Origin of the sequence: Dysosmobacter sp. (genome assembly GCF_052306735.1) — a bacterium.
Lineage (GTDB): Bacteria > Bacillota > Clostridia > Oscillospirales > Oscillospiraceae > Oscillibacter.
On the sequence record NZ_DAWBAJ010000007.1, the window covers coordinates 34,359 to 51,320 of the forward strand.

Annotated in this window: 20 protein-coding genes; 9 read left to right on the forward strand and 11 right to left on the reverse strand. The window is 55.9% G+C overall.

Annotated features, from left to right (window positions below):
* Nucleotides 1-22 precede the first annotated feature (22 nt).
* The 3 genes from ACT67G_RS03290 to ACT67G_RS03300 form a co-directional block, all read right to left on the reverse strand.
* Entirely contained in the window at nt 23-2,020 is a 1,998-nt protein-coding gene (locus ACT67G_RS03290) for a heavy metal translocating P-type ATPase (RefSeq protein ID WP_443662979.1), read from the reverse strand.
* A gap of 51 nt (nt 2,021-2,071) precedes the next feature.
* Nucleotides 2,072-2,290 (reverse strand): cation transporter, encoded by a 219-nt coding sequence (locus ACT67G_RS03295; protein ID WP_326216239.1) that lies wholly within the window; start codon nt 2,288-2,290, stop codon nt 2,072-2,074.
* Nucleotides 2,291-2,524: 234 nt separating this feature from the next.
* The gene (locus ACT67G_RS03300) at nt 2,525-2,872 is read right to left on the reverse strand and encodes a winged helix-turn-helix transcriptional regulator (RefSeq protein ID WP_325245959.1); all 348 of its coding nucleotides are present in this window, start codon (nt 2,870-2,872) and stop codon (nt 2,525-2,527) included.
* A gap of 143 nt (nt 2,873-3,015) precedes the next feature.
* Between ACT67G_RS03300 and ACT67G_RS03305 the strand changes: the two genes are divergently transcribed.
* Both ACT67G_RS03305 and ACT67G_RS03310 read left to right on the forward strand, forming a co-directional pair.
* The gene (locus ACT67G_RS03305; protein ID WP_443662980.1) at nt 3,016-3,561 is read left to right on the forward strand and encodes a flavodoxin family protein; all 546 of its coding nucleotides are present in this window, start codon (nt 3,016-3,018) and stop codon (nt 3,559-3,561) included.
* Between the two features lie 50 nt (nt 3,562-3,611).
* Nucleotides 3,612-3,788: a hypothetical protein gene (locus tag ACT67G_RS03310; protein ID WP_325245955.1), complete on the forward strand. Its 177-nt coding sequence runs from the start codon at nt 3,612-3,614 to the stop codon at nt 3,786-3,788.
* A gap of 80 nt (nt 3,789-3,868) precedes the next feature.
* On the opposite strand, the gene ACT67G_RS03315 is transcribed toward ACT67G_RS03310, so the two are convergent.
* The 3 genes from ACT67G_RS03315 to ACT67G_RS03325 are packed head-to-tail and all read right to left on the reverse strand — an operon-like array spanning nt 3,869 to nt 5,994.
* Nucleotides 3,869-4,783, reverse strand: a complete 915-nt coding sequence (locus ACT67G_RS03315; protein WP_443662981.1) for a radical SAM mobile pair protein B — start codon at nt 4,781-4,783, stop codon at nt 3,869-3,871.
* Complete coding sequence (locus ACT67G_RS03320) at nt 4,768-5,460, reverse strand: radical SAM mobile pair protein A (protein WP_325245951.1); 693 nt, start codon at nt 5,458-5,460, stop codon at nt 4,768-4,770. The genes ACT67G_RS03315 and ACT67G_RS03320 overlap by 16 nt, the downstream gene beginning before the upstream one ends.
* 30 nt (nt 5,461-5,490) lie before the next feature.
* On the reverse strand, nt 5,491-5,994 hold the full coding sequence (locus tag ACT67G_RS03325; RefSeq protein WP_326216243.1) for a flavin reductase family protein: 504 nt from the start codon (nt 5,992-5,994) through the stop codon (nt 5,491-5,493).
* A 150-nt stretch (nt 5,995-6,144) separates the two neighbouring features.
* Between ACT67G_RS03325 and ACT67G_RS03330 the strand changes: the two genes are divergently transcribed.
* Entirely contained in the window at nt 6,145-6,510 is a 366-nt protein-coding gene (locus tag ACT67G_RS03330) for a winged helix-turn-helix transcriptional regulator (protein ID WP_443662982.1), read from the forward strand.
* Nucleotides 6,511-6,599: 89 nt separating this feature from the next.
* On the opposite strand, the gene ACT67G_RS03335 is transcribed toward ACT67G_RS03330, so the two are convergent.
* Complete coding sequence (locus ACT67G_RS03335; protein ID WP_443662983.1) at nt 6,600-7,175, reverse strand: DNA-3-methyladenine glycosylase I; 576 nt, start codon at nt 7,173-7,175, stop codon at nt 6,600-6,602.
* A 25-nt stretch (nt 7,176-7,200) separates the two neighbouring features.
* Nucleotides 7,201-8,064, reverse strand: coding sequence for a patatin-like phospholipase family protein (locus tag ACT67G_RS03340; RefSeq protein ID WP_326216246.1), 864 nt, complete (start codon nt 8,062-8,064; stop codon nt 7,201-7,203).
* Between the two features lie 250 nt (nt 8,065-8,314).
* On the opposite strand from ACT67G_RS03340, the gene ACT67G_RS03345 reads away from it, so the two are divergent.
* The 4 genes from ACT67G_RS03345 (at nt 8,315) to ACT67G_RS03360 (ending at nt 10,732) form a co-directional block, all read left to right on the forward strand.
* The gene (locus ACT67G_RS03345; RefSeq protein ID WP_443662984.1) at nt 8,315-8,746 is read left to right on the forward strand and encodes an Rrf2 family transcriptional regulator; all 432 of its coding nucleotides are present in this window, start codon (nt 8,315-8,317) and stop codon (nt 8,744-8,746) included.
* 162 nt (nt 8,747-8,908) lie between these two features.
* Nucleotides 8,909-9,247 (forward strand): CGGC domain-containing protein, encoded by a 339-nt coding sequence (locus ACT67G_RS03350; RefSeq protein ID WP_443662985.1) that lies wholly within the window; start codon nt 8,909-8,911, stop codon nt 9,245-9,247.
* A gap of 64 nt (nt 9,248-9,311) precedes the next feature.
* The gene (locus ACT67G_RS03355; protein ID WP_325245938.1) at nt 9,312-9,698 is read left to right on the forward strand and encodes an ArsR/SmtB family transcription factor; all 387 of its coding nucleotides are present in this window, start codon (nt 9,312-9,314) and stop codon (nt 9,696-9,698) included.
* A complete protein-coding gene (locus ACT67G_RS03360; protein ID WP_443662986.1) occupies nt 9,695-10,732 on the forward strand; it encodes a helix-turn-helix domain-containing protein in 1,038 nt (345 codons plus the stop codon). Before ACT67G_RS03355 ends, ACT67G_RS03360 begins: the two co-directional genes overlap by 4 nt.
* A 585-nt stretch (nt 10,733-11,317) precedes the next feature.
* Here ACT67G_RS03360 and ACT67G_RS03365 read toward each other — a convergent pair.
* The gene (locus ACT67G_RS03365; RefSeq protein WP_443662987.1) at nt 11,318-12,355 is read right to left on the reverse strand and encodes a LacI family DNA-binding transcriptional regulator; all 1,038 of its coding nucleotides are present in this window, start codon (nt 12,353-12,355) and stop codon (nt 11,318-11,320) included.
* A 193-nt stretch (nt 12,356-12,548) separates the two neighbouring features.
* Here ACT67G_RS03365 and ACT67G_RS03370 point away from each other — a divergent pair, with 193 nt between their 5' ends.
* Together ACT67G_RS03370 and iolG are read left to right on the forward strand one after the other, a co-directional pair.
* Nucleotides 12,549-13,334: a hydroxypyruvate isomerase family protein gene (locus ACT67G_RS03370; protein WP_443662988.1), complete on the forward strand. Its 786-nt coding sequence runs from the start codon at nt 12,549-12,551 to the stop codon at nt 13,332-13,334.
* Between the two features lie 23 nt (nt 13,335-13,357).
* Nucleotides 13,358-14,368: an inositol 2-dehydrogenase gene (gene iolG / locus ACT67G_RS03375; RefSeq protein WP_443663019.1), complete on the forward strand. Its 1,011-nt coding sequence runs from the start codon at nt 13,358-13,360 to the stop codon at nt 14,366-14,368.
* Nucleotides 14,369-14,487: 119 nt separating this feature from the next.
* Here iolG and ACT67G_RS03380 read toward each other — a convergent pair whose 3' ends face one another.
* Both ACT67G_RS03380 and ACT67G_RS03385 read right to left on the reverse strand, forming a co-directional pair.
* Nucleotides 14,488-16,452, reverse strand: coding sequence for an MATE family efflux transporter (locus tag ACT67G_RS03380; protein WP_443662989.1), 1,965 nt, complete (start codon nt 16,450-16,452; stop codon nt 14,488-14,490).
* Nucleotides 16,453-16,465: 13 nt separating this feature from the next.
* A complete protein-coding gene (locus ACT67G_RS03385; protein WP_325244685.1) occupies nt 16,466-16,909 on the reverse strand; it encodes a MarR family winged helix-turn-helix transcriptional regulator in 444 nt (147 codons plus the stop codon).
* Nucleotides 16,910-16,962: the final 53 nt, after the last annotated feature.

Here is a 16,962-nt window from a genome sequence, read left to right on the forward strand (position 1 = left end):
ATACTTGCAGTATATCTGATTTTTACGATTTTGCAAACAGCCCCCGGATGGCGTTCAGCACGGCCAGGATCATGACGCCCACATCCGCAAAAACAGCCAGCCACATATTGGCAAGGCCCAAGGCTACCATAACCAGGCAAACCAGTTTCACACCAATGGCCAGCACAATGTTCTGGTAGACGATCCCCAGACACTTACGGGAAATTTTGATGGCTTTGGAAATCTGCAGGGGGTCATCGTCCATCAGCACCACATCGGCTGCCTCAATGGCGGCGTCGGAGCCCATGGCCCCCATGGCGATGCCGATGTCTGCCCGGCCCAGCACCGGCGCATCGTTGATGCCGTCGCCCACAAAGGCCAGCTTTGCCTTCTCCAGTTTCCCCGTCAGAAGCTCTTCCACCTTCTCTACCTTGTCCGCCGGAAGCAGCTCACTGTACACTTGGTCGATACCCAGTTCTCCGGCCACCTGATCGGCCACTTTTTTGGCGTCTCCCGTGAGCATCACCGTCTTTTGTATGCCGGCAGATTTCAGCTCCCGGACGGCTTGTTTGGCATGAGGCTTCACCACGTCCGAGATCACGATGTGGCCCATGTACTTGCCGTCAATGGCCATGTGAATGATGGTGCCCACGCTGCGGCAGCCGATGTAGGGTACGCCAAGATGTTCCATAAGCTTGCCGTTTCCCGCCGCCACCTGATGTCCGTCCACCTGGGCGATGACCCCGTTGCCGCTGAGTTCCTGAACCTCCCCTACGCGGCTGCGGTCAATGGGCTTCCCATAGGCTTTCTGGAGGCTCTTGCTGATGGGATGGGAGGACGCACTCTCAGCCAGTGCCGCATACTCCACCAGCTTCGCGTCCTCCAGCTTACTGTGGTGGATGCCGTTGACTTCAAAAACGCCCTGAGTCAGGGTTCCGGTCTTGTCAAACACCACGATTTTCGTTTGAGACAGGATCTCCAGGTAATTGGAGCCCTTGACCAGTACGCCGGACTTGCTGGCTCCGCCGATCCCCGCAAAGAAGCTCAGCGGGATGCTGATGACCAGCGCACAGGGACAGCTTGCCACCAGGAAGGTGAGCGCCCGGTAGATCCAAGTCTCCCAGTCCGGGCTCCGCCCCATACCCAGCACGAAAACCAGCGGAGGAAGAATGGCCAGTGCCACGGCCCCATAGCACACCGCAGGGGTATAGATCCTGGCAAAACGGGAGATAAAGTCCTCCGACTTGGACTTGCGGGAGGATGCATTCTCCACCAGATCCAGGATCTTGGACACGGTGGACTCCCCGAAGGCCTTGGTGGTCCGGATCTTCAGAAGGCCGGTCATGTTGATGCAGCCGCTGATGATCTCATCGCCTGCCCGAACCTGGCGGGGCAGGCTCTCCCCGGTAAGGGCAGCAGTATTCAGCGTGGAGGTTCCCTCTGTCACCGTTCCGTCAATGGGAACCTTCTCCCCCGGCTGAACCACAATGACTGTACCAATCCCCACCTCGTCCGGATCCACCTGTTCCAATTTTCCATCCCGCTCAATGTTGGCATAGTCCGGACGAATGTCCATCAGATCGCTGATGTTCCGACGGCTCTTGCCCACAGCATAGCTTTGGAACCACTCCCCCACCTGGTAGAACAGCATGACGGCGATGGCTTCCAGGTAATCTCCGTTTTCGTAGACAGCCAGCGCCAGCGCACCCAAAGTCGCCACTGCCATGAGAAAGTTCTCATCAAATACCTGACCATTCCGAATCCCTTTCCAGGCTTTCCTCAAAATATCATGGCCGATGATGTAATAATCCACCAGATAGGCCGCCAACCGCACCCAGCGGCCGGCAGCTCCCAACCGGTTGAACGCCTCAGCCCCTACGCATTGAAGTCCCAGCAGCACCACCACAGCCGCCAGGATCCGCCAGAGCATGATCTTCTGCTTTCTCGTCATACCGCTCCGGTCATTTTGCCCAATCAGGAGAAGGATCACAGCCAACAGGGCTACAAGGACTAATAAAATATTGACAATCAGTTCCTGCATCACAATCACGCTTTCTGTTCTTGCTTCGTCATGGATCTGTATATTCCGTCATTACAGGAAAATCTCGCAGTCAGGCTCCACCTTCTTACAGGCCTTGACCACATCGCCCATCACGCAGGCGGCATCCTTCCCTTCTTCAAATTCCACCATCATCTTCTGGGTCATGAAATTCACGGTGGCCGCCTTGACACCGCCGGTCTTGCGGGCAGCCTCCTCCATCAGATTGGCGCAGTTGGCACAGTCCACTTCGATCTTGTAAGTCTTTTTCATCGTAAAAACTCCTCTCATTGCTTTTAAACGCTTAAATAATTAAACAATCGTTTAACTTTACTGCCATCATAGCATCCTTTTTTCTGACGTCAATCGGTTTTGCCGACATCCTGCCGTTTGGGTAAAAAGCGCTTCCATTTGGGAAAAGAAAACGGGAGCCCTGCGGCTCCCGCTATCTTTTTCAGGCCAACGGCCCGGATCTCCCCTCATGCTGACAGGGGCTCCTCTCACTCTTCACAGTCTGTTCTGCTCGCCCCAGTCGCACATCTGGTCTAAAATAGGAATCAGGGATTTGCCCCGCTCCGTAAGGCTGTATTCCACCTTAGGCGGAATCTGGGGATATTCCTCCCGGTGAACCAGCTGATCCGCTTCCAGCTCCTTCAGGGTGGAACTGAGGGTTTTGTAGGAGATCTCCCCAATGTACTTTTTCATCTCATTGAACCGAACCACACCAAAACACATGAGGGTATAGAGAATCGTCATTTTATATTTGCCGTTGATTAAAGACAGCGTATAGCTGAAGCCCGTATCGGCCAGATTTGCGGTGGAGATGCAGGCTTTATATGCTTCTGCTTCCTTCATGTACACTTTCCCCCCGGTAAGTACCAAACTTTCATGGAAGTATCGCACTTTTATGTGCGTACTTGTTCTTTCTTCCATTCTTGCTATGATTGTAATATCAGCAGAAGAGAAAGTCAATCTTACCAACATAAGGAGGAACAATTATGAGCAAGAACATCGTTGTAATCACAGGCAGTCCCCGGAAAAACGGCAACAGCTTTGCCATGACGGACAGTTTCATCAAGGCGGCGGCGGAAAAGGGTCATACCGTCACCCGCTTTGACGCAGCCTTTTTGAAGATCGGCGGCTGCCATGCCTGCGAGACCTGCTTCAAAACCGGAAAAGCCTGTTCTTTCGATGATGACTTCAACACCATCGCCCCGGCCATCCTGGATGCCGACGTCATTGTCTTCACCATGCCGGTTTACTGGTACTCCATCCCCGCTCAGATCAAGGGTGTCATCGACCGGATCTATTCCCTGGTGGTGGGCGGCAAGGATATTGCCGGAAAGGAGTGCGCCCTGATCGCCTGCTGTGAGGAGGACGACCTTTCTGTGCTGGACGGAGTGCGCATCCCCATGGAGCGCACTGCCGCTCTGAACAAGTGGAAGATGGTGGGTGAAGTGTTGATTCCCGGGGTCTTAAATGCAGGGGATATTGCAAAGACAGATGGCTGCCGACAGGCCGCCGCGCTGGCTGATAAAATCTGAGAAACAGCGGCAATCTGCTTCGGGGACATGACCGCTCCGGCGCGCTGCTGATGGCTGCGGAAGGACACGGCTTCGAAGACGTGCTGACCTACTACAACCACCTGATGGAACATCTTCAGTGGAAGAATCTCGGTGCTGTCCTGGCCGGCGGCAACGGAGAGGCGGGGGATATCACCGGAAAACCGGAGCTGCAGCAGGCCTATGATCTGGGAAAATCCATTTCATAACCACGCTTTATCCAACGGCATCACGCCCAAAATGCAAAAGGCCGGAGCTTCTTCGCTCCAGCCTTCTTTTTACTGCGGGATTAGGGTCGTTTTCGCTGCCCGGTATTGTCCGATCCCCGGATCTCCTCGTGGTAGAAGTAGTCCACGATCACCGGGTGGCCCGGCTCCGCCCGGCCATAGGGCAGCTCGTTGTCCACGAAGGGACAGCCGTTTTCCGCAGCCAGCCGGGCTGCCTGCTCCTCCAGAGCCCGGAAATAGCTGCGGTCTTTCTTGCTGTAAATGGCATGATACAGCGGAACCAGATGGGGGTACTTTTCTCCGATGTAGTCCAGGATCTCCTGCTTGAACCCACCCCGCAAGTTCAGGTTCTCCAGCCATACCAGGTCGCACTGATCCTTGGCCCGCTGGAAGATGGCCTCAAAATCCGTAATGCCGGGAAAAACCGGCGAGATAAAGCAGACGGTGCGGATGCCCGCGTCATAGACCTGCTTCATGGCGGCCAGCCGACGTTCAATCCTCACCGCCTTGTCCATATCCGCCCGAAAGGCTTCGTCCAGCGTGTTGATAGACCAGGAAACGGTTACCTTTCCCATTTCCTTAAGCAAGTCAATGTCCCGGATCACCAGGTCGGATTTTGTGCAGATGAGGATCTCAGCACCGCTGCCCCGGAGCTGTTCCAGCAGCCTGCGGGTATTCCCAAACTGTTCCTCCTGGGGCAGGTAACCGTCGGTCACCGAACCGATGACCACCCGCTGCCCCCGGTATTTTTGAGGATCCCGGATCTCCGGCCAGTGCTTCACATCCAGGAAGGTCCCCCATGGCTCTGTGTGGCCGGTAAAGCGCTTCATAAAGGAGGCATAGCAGTACTTGCAGCCGTGGGTGCAGCCCACATAGGGGTTTACGGAATACCCCCCCACCGGCAGGCTGGATTTGGTCATGATAGTTTTCGTCTCCACATCCCGGATCAGGATGCCGTTTTCTATAATTTCCGCCATTTCCTCTGCTCCTCCAATACCCGGCAGAAAGCCGGGGGCAACTCCTGCACCATCTGCTCCTCTCCCATAATGGGAAGCAGGTCTTCCTTCATAAAAACCGGGATTCCCAGGTCGTGTGCCTGGCCGGTCAGATTCCACACCCACTGCGGCTTGGATACGGCCTTTCCTTTCCGGCGGCCGGTCTCCGTTCCAATGACGATCCACTCGATCCCAGTCAGATCCACCTGGCCGACATCATCGAACATCGGCTCAAAGGTCACATGGTAGTGTCCGCCGCGGATATGCTCCCGCAGCGCCCGTATACGGTTCTTCTCCTTGCAGGAGGTAACGGTCACACCGAACCATGCGTTGTCCAGGGCGGAGGAAAAGGAAATTTCCTCCGGCCGTTTGGTCAGGAACAGATATTGGTGCTGGGGATTGCGCTCCATCCTGGCAAATACCTCGTCCCGCCATTCCGGCCTCCAGCCGGAAAAGTCGCTCATCCCGGTAAGCAGAAAGATCTGAGGCCGGGCCTTCTCCATCAGCCGCAGTTTATGGGGGAAATACTCCGGCTTCTCAAAATCCTCCGTCATATGGAACCGCCGGACATTGTTTCTGGCATAGCAGTAGCTGCAGCCAATCGTACAGCCGATAACCAGATTCATATTCTGGATCAGGGATTTGATGCAAACCGACATTGGATTCTCCCCCCTGTATCGTTTCAGTCCTCAGCCTTCCACAGCGGGGGCAACTTTGCCGAAGCCGTTCCAGGCACAAAGCCCTTTCTTGTTCTCATCCCCCAGGAACTTGTCCACCCGGCAGATGTGCAGGATGTGATCGCCCACTTCCACAGACTGCTGCAGCGTGGCCACCATGGCAAGGCGGGTATCTGCGGGGATCTGGATGTCACTGCCTTCCACAGCGGTCATCTCGATATGGTTTTCCGCAACTTTATTGGCGGTGGCACCGGTGGTGCTGCCGCAGGCCATGACAGCCCGGGCCAGGCTCTCTCCCGGAACCGTCACAATCACTTTGCCGGTCTCCCGCACCCGCTTGCCGGTGTGGGACTGCCTTCCGGCGGCAAAGGCGATCATAGGCGGGTTGAAGGACAAATAGGTGACAAAGCAGATGGGGGCCAGGTTGGTGGTTCCGTCCTTGTTCTGAGAGCAGATCAAGGTAAGAGGATTGGGGGAGGTAAAGACAGTGGCCTCCATGATGTTCAGTTCTTTCATAAAGTTTAGACCTCACTCTCTGTGTTTTCTGTGATTGACACGCCCTTTCGGCATCGATATAATGATTATACTTGGAAGAAATAAAGGTGCAAGTACGCAGAATATTTGTACTTGGTACGAAAAGCCATACTGAGAGAGAAGGCCCGGCCTATGAACCGATCCATGACCTATGAGGAATTTCAAAAGAGAGTCAGCAGCGTCATTCTGACAGAAAGCGGAAATTGCCCGGTCACACCGGTAGTTCAGATGCTCCAGGGGAAATGGAAGCTCCAGATTATCTATGAACTCTGCATCCAGTCTCCCATGCGGTTTGGAGAACTGAAGAAGATGCTCAAGCCCATCACCAACACCATGCTCACCAACGCCCTGAAAGAGCTGGAAGCGGATGGTTTGGTGCATCGGGAGCAGTACAACGAGATCCCGCCCCGGGTGGAGTATTCCCTGACGGAAAAGGGACAGGATCTGCTGCCCGTTTTCTATGCCATCTTCCAGTGGGGCATGAAGTACATCCCCTGATACGCGGAAACCGGACGATCTCCCTTATCATGTAAAAACACCGGGATGGACTGACTGTATCAGCCCATCCCGGTGTTTTTTGTCATGCTTCACATGGGACGGTCACACTCCGGCGCTTTGCAGAAGCAGGTTTCTTCATGAGAATGGATGACCCCCACCGCCTGCAGGTATGCGTAGACGGTGACCGTTCCCACAAACTTCATCCCCCGCCTTTTCAGATCCTTGGAAACGGTGTCCGACAGGTCTGAGGAAACCTTTCCGGTCTCACAGACGACGTTTCCCTGGGTCCAGTGCCAGAGATAGCGGTCAAAGCTCCCCCACTCCCGGCGAATCGATTTGAAAACTCTGGCGTTGTTCACAGCGGCGCGGATTTTCAACCTGTTGCGAACGATGCCGGGATCCTGTTCCAGCGCCGCAAGTTTCTCTTCCCCATAGGCACAGACCATCTCCAAATCAAAGCCATCAAAAGCCCTGCGGAAAGCCTCCCGCTTATTAAGGATACATTCCCAGGAAAGCCCTGCCTGGAAATTCTCCAGGATCAGCATCTCGAACAGTTTCCGGTCATCATGAACCGGCACGCCCCACTCCTCATCATGATAGCGAATGTAGAGGGGATTGCCGGGGTTGGCCCAGCGGCACCGGGTCTTTCCATCTGGCCACTGCATGCGTAGTTCCTCCTTACTGCCCGTTTCAGGCTCTGAGAAAAGCCTGAAGCTGTTCCCTCTGCTGTGCAAAATCCCGCAGGCCAAGGTCGTACAGCTCCCGCTCCGCGTCCTCTTTGATGGAGTAAGTCCCGACATGGATCGGCTCACTGGCTGCGAAGACGAACGCAACCCCCTGCCGTTCCAGGGAAAACACATCTTTCATATTCTCATTGTAGACGATATGGCGCCGCTCTATGGCATCCACGATGTTGGGGTAGCTGCGGCAGACCCGGCTGTACAGTCTCCGCATACCCTGGGGCTTTCGTACATAGTCCCGGTTCTTGGAGAGGATGACCACCAGCTTCCCGCAGCCCTGCTCCAGGGCGCGGCGAACCGGAATCGCATCGGTAAGGCCCCCGTCAAAATAGGGCACCCCATTGAGCTCCACCGGATGACACACAACCGGTATGGCGCTGGAGGCCATGATCAAACGGTAATCATCCTGCTTCATCATCTCCCGGCCAAAGTACTCCGGCTTTCCCGTCAGGGCGTTTGTGACCACAGCCTCATACTCTGCCGGATTTTTCATAAAAGCGTTGAAATCCAGCGGATCCTGTCCTTCCGCGCAGGTCAGTTCTCCGTAGATGTACTGCAGTCCAAACAGATCCCCCGTTTTCATCAGGCTTTTCAGGCCAAAGTAGCGGGGAGAGTGGATGTGCTCTGTAAAAAAGCGGAGATTTCTGCCCCGCTGCCCGGCCAGATAGGATGCCAGATTTCCCGAACCGGCAGAGACGCCGATGCAGTAGTCAAAGGAAATCCCGGCATCCAAAAAAGCATCCAGGATCCCGGCATTATAGGCGCACTTCATCCCTCCGCCTTCCACAACAAGTCCAATTTTTCCCTGTTCCATGAGCCATTCCTTCCTGCCCTGCGCGCTTTAAAAGACAATCCCTCCGTGCTGCGTCCATGCACTGCCCGGGGCTCCGGCATCATATTTCACGCGCCGCCCGCAGCACTGGTCCAGAGGAGCTATCCAGTCCAGAGAGCGGTCCCGGGCGCCCTCCATTTAACTAACAGCAATCATCCTAACATCCTCTTGCGCCTCTGTCAACATGTTGTTATAATTAAATTAACACCCAAGAAGAAGGGGGAATTGATCCTTGAAATACCCCACCAAGCTCAGCGACGCCGTCCACATCCTGGCTTTTCTCGCTCTGCATCCCGGATCCGACCTCACCAGCGATAAAATCGCCGAGAGCATCCATACCAACCCCGCATACGTCCGTCAGCTGATGTCCGCCCTGCGAAAAGGCGGGCTGCTCACCAGCGTCAAGGGGCATCCCCGGCCGTCACTGACCCGGACACCCAGACAGATCACGCTGCTGGATGCCTACCGTGCGGTTGAAGGGGACAAGCCGCTCCTGCATCAGGACACCCACACCAATCCCGCCTGCGGCGTCGGCGTGAATATCCAGCTGGCACTGCGGGACTGCTATGACCTGGTGCAGCAAAAAGCCGAGGAGGCAATGCAGGGCATTACACTCCAGGAAATCCTGGAGCGTTACGAGGACAGGCTAAACGCACCCGGATAAGGCGATCCCCTTCCAGATCGGGGGTGGGATCCCCCTCTTCCTGCTCAAGGATTTCCCTTTGGGCGAAAAGAACTTCCAAACGGGCGATACGCCCTTTTCTGACAGGTCTATACTGGAGCAGGTTATGATCCCAAAAACAGACACAGAGAGGAATGGCCCGTTATGAAGGTCGGAATGATTCGTTGTATGCAGACAGAGGATTACTGCCCCGGCACCGGTGATTTTCAGACGGTCCGTGCCCGTGCAGGCGCATTCCGGGGAGAAGATGAGGTCGAAGTGGTGGGCTTTATCAACTGCGGCGGTTGTCCCGGGAAAAAGGTAGTGCTCCGCGCCCGCTCCTTGGTGGCCCAGGGGGCCGACACCATCGCATTTACCTCTTGTATTCAGAAGGGATCTCCCATCGGATACCCCTGCCCCTTTGCCAAACGCATGAAGGAATTGGTGCAAAAAGAAGTGGGAGAGAACATCCGTATTTTGGATTACACCCACGACGCCCAATAAATTCTGCATTGGGTTCCAAATTTCTTCATCATATGATATGCTTTTGAAGAAAGGAGGAACGCTCATGTCAAACATGCAGTTGCCCCATAACCACGGGCAAGCCGTGGAACAAGAGCTGGAGAACATGCCCAGCACAGATGACTTTCAAACTGCTGCAAATATTTTCAAACAGCTCAGTGACGGCAGCAGGATCCGTATTTTCTGGCTGTTATGCCATTGCGAGGAATGTGTCATCAACCTCTCCGCCATGGTGAACATGAGCAGCCCCGCAATCTCCCACCATCTCAAACAGCTCAAGGCCGCCAATCTGATCGTCAGCCGCCGGGAAGGAAAAGAGGTCTATTACAAAGCCTCTTCGTCTATGTCCGCGCAGCTCCTCCACCATATGATCGAACAGATGGTGGCCATCACTTGCCCGGCAGGCTCTCCATATAAAGGAGGCCCGGCATGAAACACGGGGAACCGGTTCACGCAGAACGCCTGCTGACAGACGTCGCAGCAGGGAATCTCAGCATCATATGCCACACTTCCCTGCCGGATCACACGCTTTTGTCAGATCAGTTTCAGGCCCGGACCGATGGAAAGGGCCGAATAGAGGCCTATTCCGTTCTTCCAGGCATCGAGGCATCTTATAACGTGTTCGTGGCACAGCAAATGCGGTTTCAGCATGAAGACTCCGTCCATGTGCTTGAGATCTTTTACTGCCGAAACGGGCGAATCGGCTGGAACATGCAGGGAGATACCGCCGTTTATCTGGGCTCCGGAGATATGACCGTTCACAGTGCGGCCTGCTGCGCAGACTCGGCCATGATGTTTCCCCTGGGCTATGGAGAAGGCCTTTCCATTTCTGTTGATCTCCGGCGTCTGGCTGCAGACCGCCCCGGCATTTTACAGGCGGCGGCGTTTGACCCGAAAACCCTGCAATCCGCATTCTGCTCCGGAAAGCCCGCGGCGCTGCCCTCCTCTCCGGAGCTGGAAGGGATCTTTCAGCCGCTGTACACGGCGAAGCCCTCCTTGCGTCTGCCATACCTGCAGCTGAAAGTTCAGGAACTGCTGCTCTACCTCAGCCAATATCAAACCGGCGGCAAGGAACTGACTCAGTATTTTTCCCGGCAGACGGAACAGATCAAGGACATCCATAAGCTTCTCACAGAGCATCTGGATCAACGGTTCACCATCGAAGACCTTTCCAGGCGCTATCTTATGAATACCTCCACCTTGAAAGCGGTATTCAAAACCGTATACGGTCTCCCCATCGCCACATACATGAAAGAATACCGGATACACCGGGCCATGGTGTTATTGCGGGAACGGGACGACAGCATCGCCTCCATTGCGGAACAGGTGGGATATGGCAGCCAAGGAAAGTTTACCAAGGCTTTCAAGGATGTGACGCAGCTGCTGCCAACGGAGTACCGGAAAAACCATCTTGCCAATAAACGAAATCGCGATTCCGCCCGTTCTTTGGCGGATAAAACCAGCTAAAACCATGCGTGAAACGCATGGCTCGAACAAGCCCCAAAAGGGCATCGTGATGCCAGCGTCTAAATAACGCTGGCTTTCACTCTGTTTAAGCCATTTCACACGACCCTTAAAAGGATTTTCGTACTCTTTCGTGGGGATTTGATCCTCTATCTGCGCCTGTTTCTCTTGCTCTTGAATATACTTCCTCAATGCCTTCTCCTGGATGCCCTGGCAGATGAATATGATCCGGTACCACTTGGATCGCTACGCCCTTCTTTTCGCATACCCATTTGCTGTATGCTAACGGTCCGCCATAGAACCTCACCGTCTTTCTTGGCTTTTTGATGGTCTGAACATCCATCATTCTACCACCGGTACGGCTCTTTTTGAATTTTTAACCTCACCCGCAGAGTGGGTGGCTATTCCTTTCGCTTCCGCGAAAGTCTCTGGAGCAAGAACAAAATGGAGGCGGTCTGGGAAACCAGACCGCCTCCATTTCCTAATTCTAAAAAAGAGATTCCCTCACCACGAAACTCCCCCGGGAAGACATCCCCCGCTGGAACCGGACCCGGGAGCGGCAGCTTTCCCCCAAGCTCCGCCTTGTTGCTACAGATTTTCCCGGCAGAGAATTCCGATCTTACTGGCAAAGCGGGCGGAATCCTCCATCTTCCCCTTGCGCAGCAGATCCTTGAGCAGCATAACCGGGGCGTAGCCCTGCTGCACGAAGTCCTGTGGAATCGTATAGTCTACACCGCCGCTCAGCAGAAGCTGGCGGATCCCCTCGTTGATATCATGGCAGATCACCCGAACCTGCCCTGTCCGCCCCGCTGCCCTGACTGCCTCCACACAGCCGGACACACTGAGGTTTGCCATGTAGATTCCCGCCAGATCCGGATACTCTGCCAGTGTCTCGGAGACCACCTGCACGGTCGTACCGTAGTCGTTGAAGGTCTCCCGCACCAGGATGCCGTCCCGGCAAAAGCCCAGTTCCTCCATACGATCCAGAAACCCCCGCAGGCGCTTTTGATGGCCGTCGAACTTCTGGTTTCCCACGGTGGCCAGGATCCGGGCCCCGGACACCACGGATTTTCCCATCAGCTCCGCAGCCACCCGGCCGGTCTGATACACGTCCTGTCCCACAAAGCAGACCCGGTGGCTGTCCGGCAGGTCGGAGTTGAAGGTGATGCAGGGAATGCCGGCATCCACCAGCTCCGCCACCCGGGCCTCCACAGTCCGGTCATGGACGGCACAGATGGAAAGCCCGGCAGCACCTTCCTTCACCAGCTCCTCCAGCAGCTCCAGTGCCTCCCCCGGCAGATCCGTCCGGCAGCGGCGCACCAAAACCCGAACCCCTGCATCCTCCAGTTCCTCCCGGGCCATGCGAATCCCCTGCTCCACCTCCGAGCGGAACTGATTTTCCCAGTTGGGCAGCAGAACGCCCAGCGTCAGCAAAGCGGTGGCCGACTGCAGCGCCTGCTGATGGTGTTCCCTGCTGGAGATATACCCTGTCTCCTGCAGGGCAGCCAGTACCCGCTGACGCACCTGAGCACTGACATAGGAGCGGCCATTGAGCACCCGATCCACGGTACCCCGGGATACCCCTGCCATTTCCGCCACCATTTGAATGGTCGGACGCTTTCCCACGTTTTGCGCCTCCTGTCTTGTGTGCTTTTGCACATGTTTTTTTGATTGTACCATATCTTCTTTTCTGATGCAACGCCCTTTTTTCAGCGCTCCAGAAATTTTTCCGCCCCTCTTGACAAAACGAAACAAGTTTGCCATAATGTGTGCAAAGCACACAATGTGCTTTGCACACTAAAATTAAAGGGGGATCACCATGGTGTTTGAGAAATCGGCCTGTATTGAACCCATGTATCAGGAACTGCCCTTTTTAGAGCGGTTCCGGGCAGCCGGACAAGACGGCTTCGCCTATGTGGAATTCTGGAGCTGGACGGACAAGGATCTCCGGGCTGTCCGGCAGGCGGCAGAGGATGCCGGCGTGGGGATAGCCGGATTCAACGGGGATGCGGAGCTCTCCCTCATCGACCCCCGCCAAAAAGAAGCTTATCTGGCCTTTCTTCGGCGCAGCATTGCGGCAGCCCGGGAGGTGGGGGCCCGCTCGCTCACCATCCATTCCAACGGACTGGGAGAAGGCGGCGTGGTGCTCAACAGCTATCCGGAGCTCAGCGACACGGTAAAGCTGTGCACCATGTTCGACAATCTCCGTTCCTGTGCGGATCTGGCGGAGGAATCCGGTATCCGCTTGAATCTGGAACCCCTGAACATCACCACCGATCACCGTGGCAATTTTCTCACCACCACCCGTATGGCGGCGGAAATGACCCGGCTCATCGGATCCCCCATGCTGAAGGTTCTCTACGACGTCTATCACATGCAGCTCAATGAGGGGAGTCTGTGCGACAATATCCGTACTTACGGCGATCAATTCGGCCATATCCATGTGGCCGACGCCCCCGGCCGCCACGAGCCCGGCACCGGGGAGATTAACTACCGCAAGGTCTTTTCCTGTCTGGAAGAAACCGGCTACACGGGTCTGGTGGGCTTTGAGCTGATTCCGGCAGAAACTACTGCTCAGGCAGTCCAAACGATCATGCAGTATTGAACATATCTTATGGGAGGTCTTACATCATGAAAATCGGAATCATTGGGGCCGGAAGAATCGGCAAGGTCCACGCCAGAAACATTACCCGCTTTGTACCGCAGCTGCAGATCAAATCCATCGCCGATCCCTTTATGAATCCGGAGATGGAGCAGTTTGCCAAGGAGCTGGGAATCCCCCACACCTGCAAGGATCCCCAGGAGCTTTTCCGGGATCCGGAGATCCAGGCGGTACTGATCTGCTCCTCCACCGACACCCATGCGGATCTCATCCACCAGGCGGCAGCAGCGGGAAAGCACATCTTCTGCGAAAAGCCCATCGACTATGACATCGGCCGTGTCCGCTCCGCCATCGCCGCAGCCGATCAGGCCGGAGTCAAGCTGCAGGTCGGCTTCTGCCGCCGTTTTGACCACAATCACCGGGCGGTCTACGATATGGTCCGGGCGGGGAAAGTGGGCCAGGTGCATCTGGTAAAGATCAGCTCCCGGGATCCGGAGCCCCCCTCCATCGCCTACGTGAAATCCTCCGGCGGCATCTTCTGCGACATGATGATCCACGACTTCGATATGGCCCGCTTCCTGGCGGGATCGGAAGTAACGGAGGTCAGCGCCTGCGGCTCCGTGCTGGTGGATCCGGCCATCGGAGAGGCGGGAGACGTGGATACCGCCGTGGTGACGCTGCGGTTTGAAAACGGCGCCATCGGCGTCATTGACAACAGCCGCCGGGCGGTCTACGGCTATGACCAGCGGGTGGAAGTCTTCGGCTCCCGGGGCTGCGCCATGGACGGCAACGACGTGCCTACCACGGCGGCCCTTTGGAACCAGGAGGGCTGTGTCACCGACACCGCCTATCACGTCATGTGGGACCGTTATACCGGTGCCTTCGTCTCAGAGATGCAGGCCTTTGCCGACGCGGTGATTCAGGATCGCCAGCCGCCGGTCACCGGAATGGACGGACTGTATCCGGTTCTGATGGCTGTGGCTGCCGCCCGCTCCCTGCAGGAGCACCGGCCCGTTTCCATCCGTGAAGTGGAGTGAGGCGGCAAAGGCACCGCCCCTTGACAGCCACAACCGTTTTAGCGCACAAGAAGACTGCCCCCGTTGGGGGCAGTCTCCTTTCCTTTTCATCTCCGCACCTGCTCTTACTGAGGCAAAGATCATTGCTGCGGCAAAACACAGGAATTCAGATACTGAAGGATCTCTTCCACTGCGGGACGAACACCCTGGGAGGAATCCACCACCAGATCGTAATTAGCCGGATCACCCCAGCGCTTTCCGGAGATGTGGTGATAGTAGGCAGCTCTGGCTTTATCGGAGCGGCGGATATTTTCCTCTGCCTCCTCCCGGGTATCTCCGTAGACCTCCATGGCCCGACCAATGCGGTAATCCCTGGACGCGCGGATAAAGATCTTCACCACATCCGCGTGATCCCGCAGCACATAGTCTGCTGCCCGGCCCACGATGACGCAGCTGCCGCTTTGGGCGATCTTCTCAATGATCTGATGCTGGGCCACTACTGCAAGGCGAACCACTTTCGTGCTCAGGTACAGATTATACAGCGCCTTGGGCGCATTGCGGTTGAGGCCGGAGATGAATTCCCGATCCAGCCCGCTCTCCTGAGCGGCCAGTGCCGTCATTTCCTTGTAGTAGAAAGGGATGCCCAACCGCTCCGCAACCTGCCTGCCGATCTCCTTGCCGGAGGAGCCGTGCTCCCGGGCGATGGTGATGATGACGCCGGGGCGCGAGGGCTGGATAATGGTGACAGGATGCTTCTGATCCATCAGCGGAGCGTTCCTTACATAGGGATGGGCCAGGAACTGCCGGTAGTACACCACACCCAAAAGGCTGGTCAGGGTCTCTGTGGCCGGAAAGGTCAACCAGAACCGCTCCAGTCCAAACTGTGCAAACAGGGCACCCAGAGGCACAAACAGCACCACTGTCCGCACCACCGTCAAAAGGGAGCTCTTCACCGCAGCGCCCACCGCCTGGAAAAACACTGGGAAAACCAGAGAGGTGACCATAGGGATAAAGCTGACACCGATAAAGCGAAAACCCAGGCGACCGATCTCCACCACCCGCTCATCCGAAGTAAACACCCGGAGCATAGGCGCCGGAATGGCTTCAAAGCAGAGCGTTCCCACCGCCATCAACGCCATGCCGAACAGCACAGCGGTCATCAGCGTCACCTTGCAGCGGTGGATGCGCCGGGCAGCATAATTGAAGCTGACGATAGGCACGATGCAGGTCTGCATGGCGCTGAGGGGAATGAAGAAAAAAGTCTGCCATTTGTAGTACAGGCCCAGGGCAGTCACTGCCTGGTCGGAAAAACGGGACAGGATCAAATTGAGGCCGAGGATGTAAACGGTATAGGCAGACTGCATCAGGATGCTTGGGATTCCCAGACGAAAGATCTCCGCCACGCGCCGGGGATAAACTGCTCTGCCAGGAGACTTCCGGAATCCCTTTTTCATCACCACCAGCGCCGCCACCACCTGTCCCATCACTGTGGCCGCCGCCGCCCCGGCAATTCCCATTCGGGGCAGTCCGAAAAGCCCGAAAATCAACAGTGGATCCAGCACAATATTGGTGACTGCTCCCAGGATCTGGGCCACCATGGGGGTTTTCATATCTCCCTCCGCCTGGAGAATCTTAGTCCAGATGCTCTCAAAAAACAGCCCGAAGCTGAACACACACACGATGCGGCCGTAGAGCACGACCTCCCCGATCACCTCCTGTGAGGTGGAGGAAAGCCTGGCATAGGCAGGCATCAGCAGCCAGGTAAGTACGGCAAAGAGGACCCATAAAATACCGGCCAATGGTGTCCCGATCCCGGCAAATTCCTGAGCTGCCGCCCTCTTTCCGACCCCAAACCGGGCCGCCATGGCCGTATTGATCCCCACACCGGTGCCGATGGCCAGGGCCATCATCAAAAGCTGAATGGGGTAGATGATGGAAAGTGCTGTCAAACCAGACTCCGCATACCGTCCCACAAACAGGCTGTCCACAATGTTGTAAAGGGCCTGGATCAGCTGTGCCAGCATAACGGGCGGAGCGATCTTCAAGAGGATCTTCCAGATCTTCTCACGCCCGAAAAATTGTGCTTCCGCGCTGGTATTCTCCATTTGCACTCTCCCCTCACCCATTCTTGCCCATGGCTTCCTGCAAAGCTTGGTCATAGGAAAGGACCGCCTTTACCATGGACCGGATGTTCTTCCGTCCAAAAGTTTCCAAGGCCCGCATCTCCATCCGGTTCAGGGCCTCCAGCAGAGGCTGGGCGTATTCCTTTCCCTGTTCCGACAGCACAAAGGCCTTTTCCCGCCCGACACCGTGTTCCGGACTCAGCTCCAACAGTCCCCGCTCCCGCAGATCCAGGATCACATGATTCATCGTCTGTCTGGGCAGCAGGTAGCTGTCGCAAATCTGCTTTTGGGTGCAGAAGCCCTGATCCCGGATGGTATAGAGCACCAACAGCTCATGATAGCTGATCCCATGTTCTTTCGACCAGGCGGCATAGAGTCCGCGAAACTGGATCACCGCGCGGTTGATGTCAGCCAATAATTTCAGTGATTCCCGATCCATAACACCCTCCCATATTCATCCGGCCAATTTCAAAACAGCGCCGGTTCTATAAT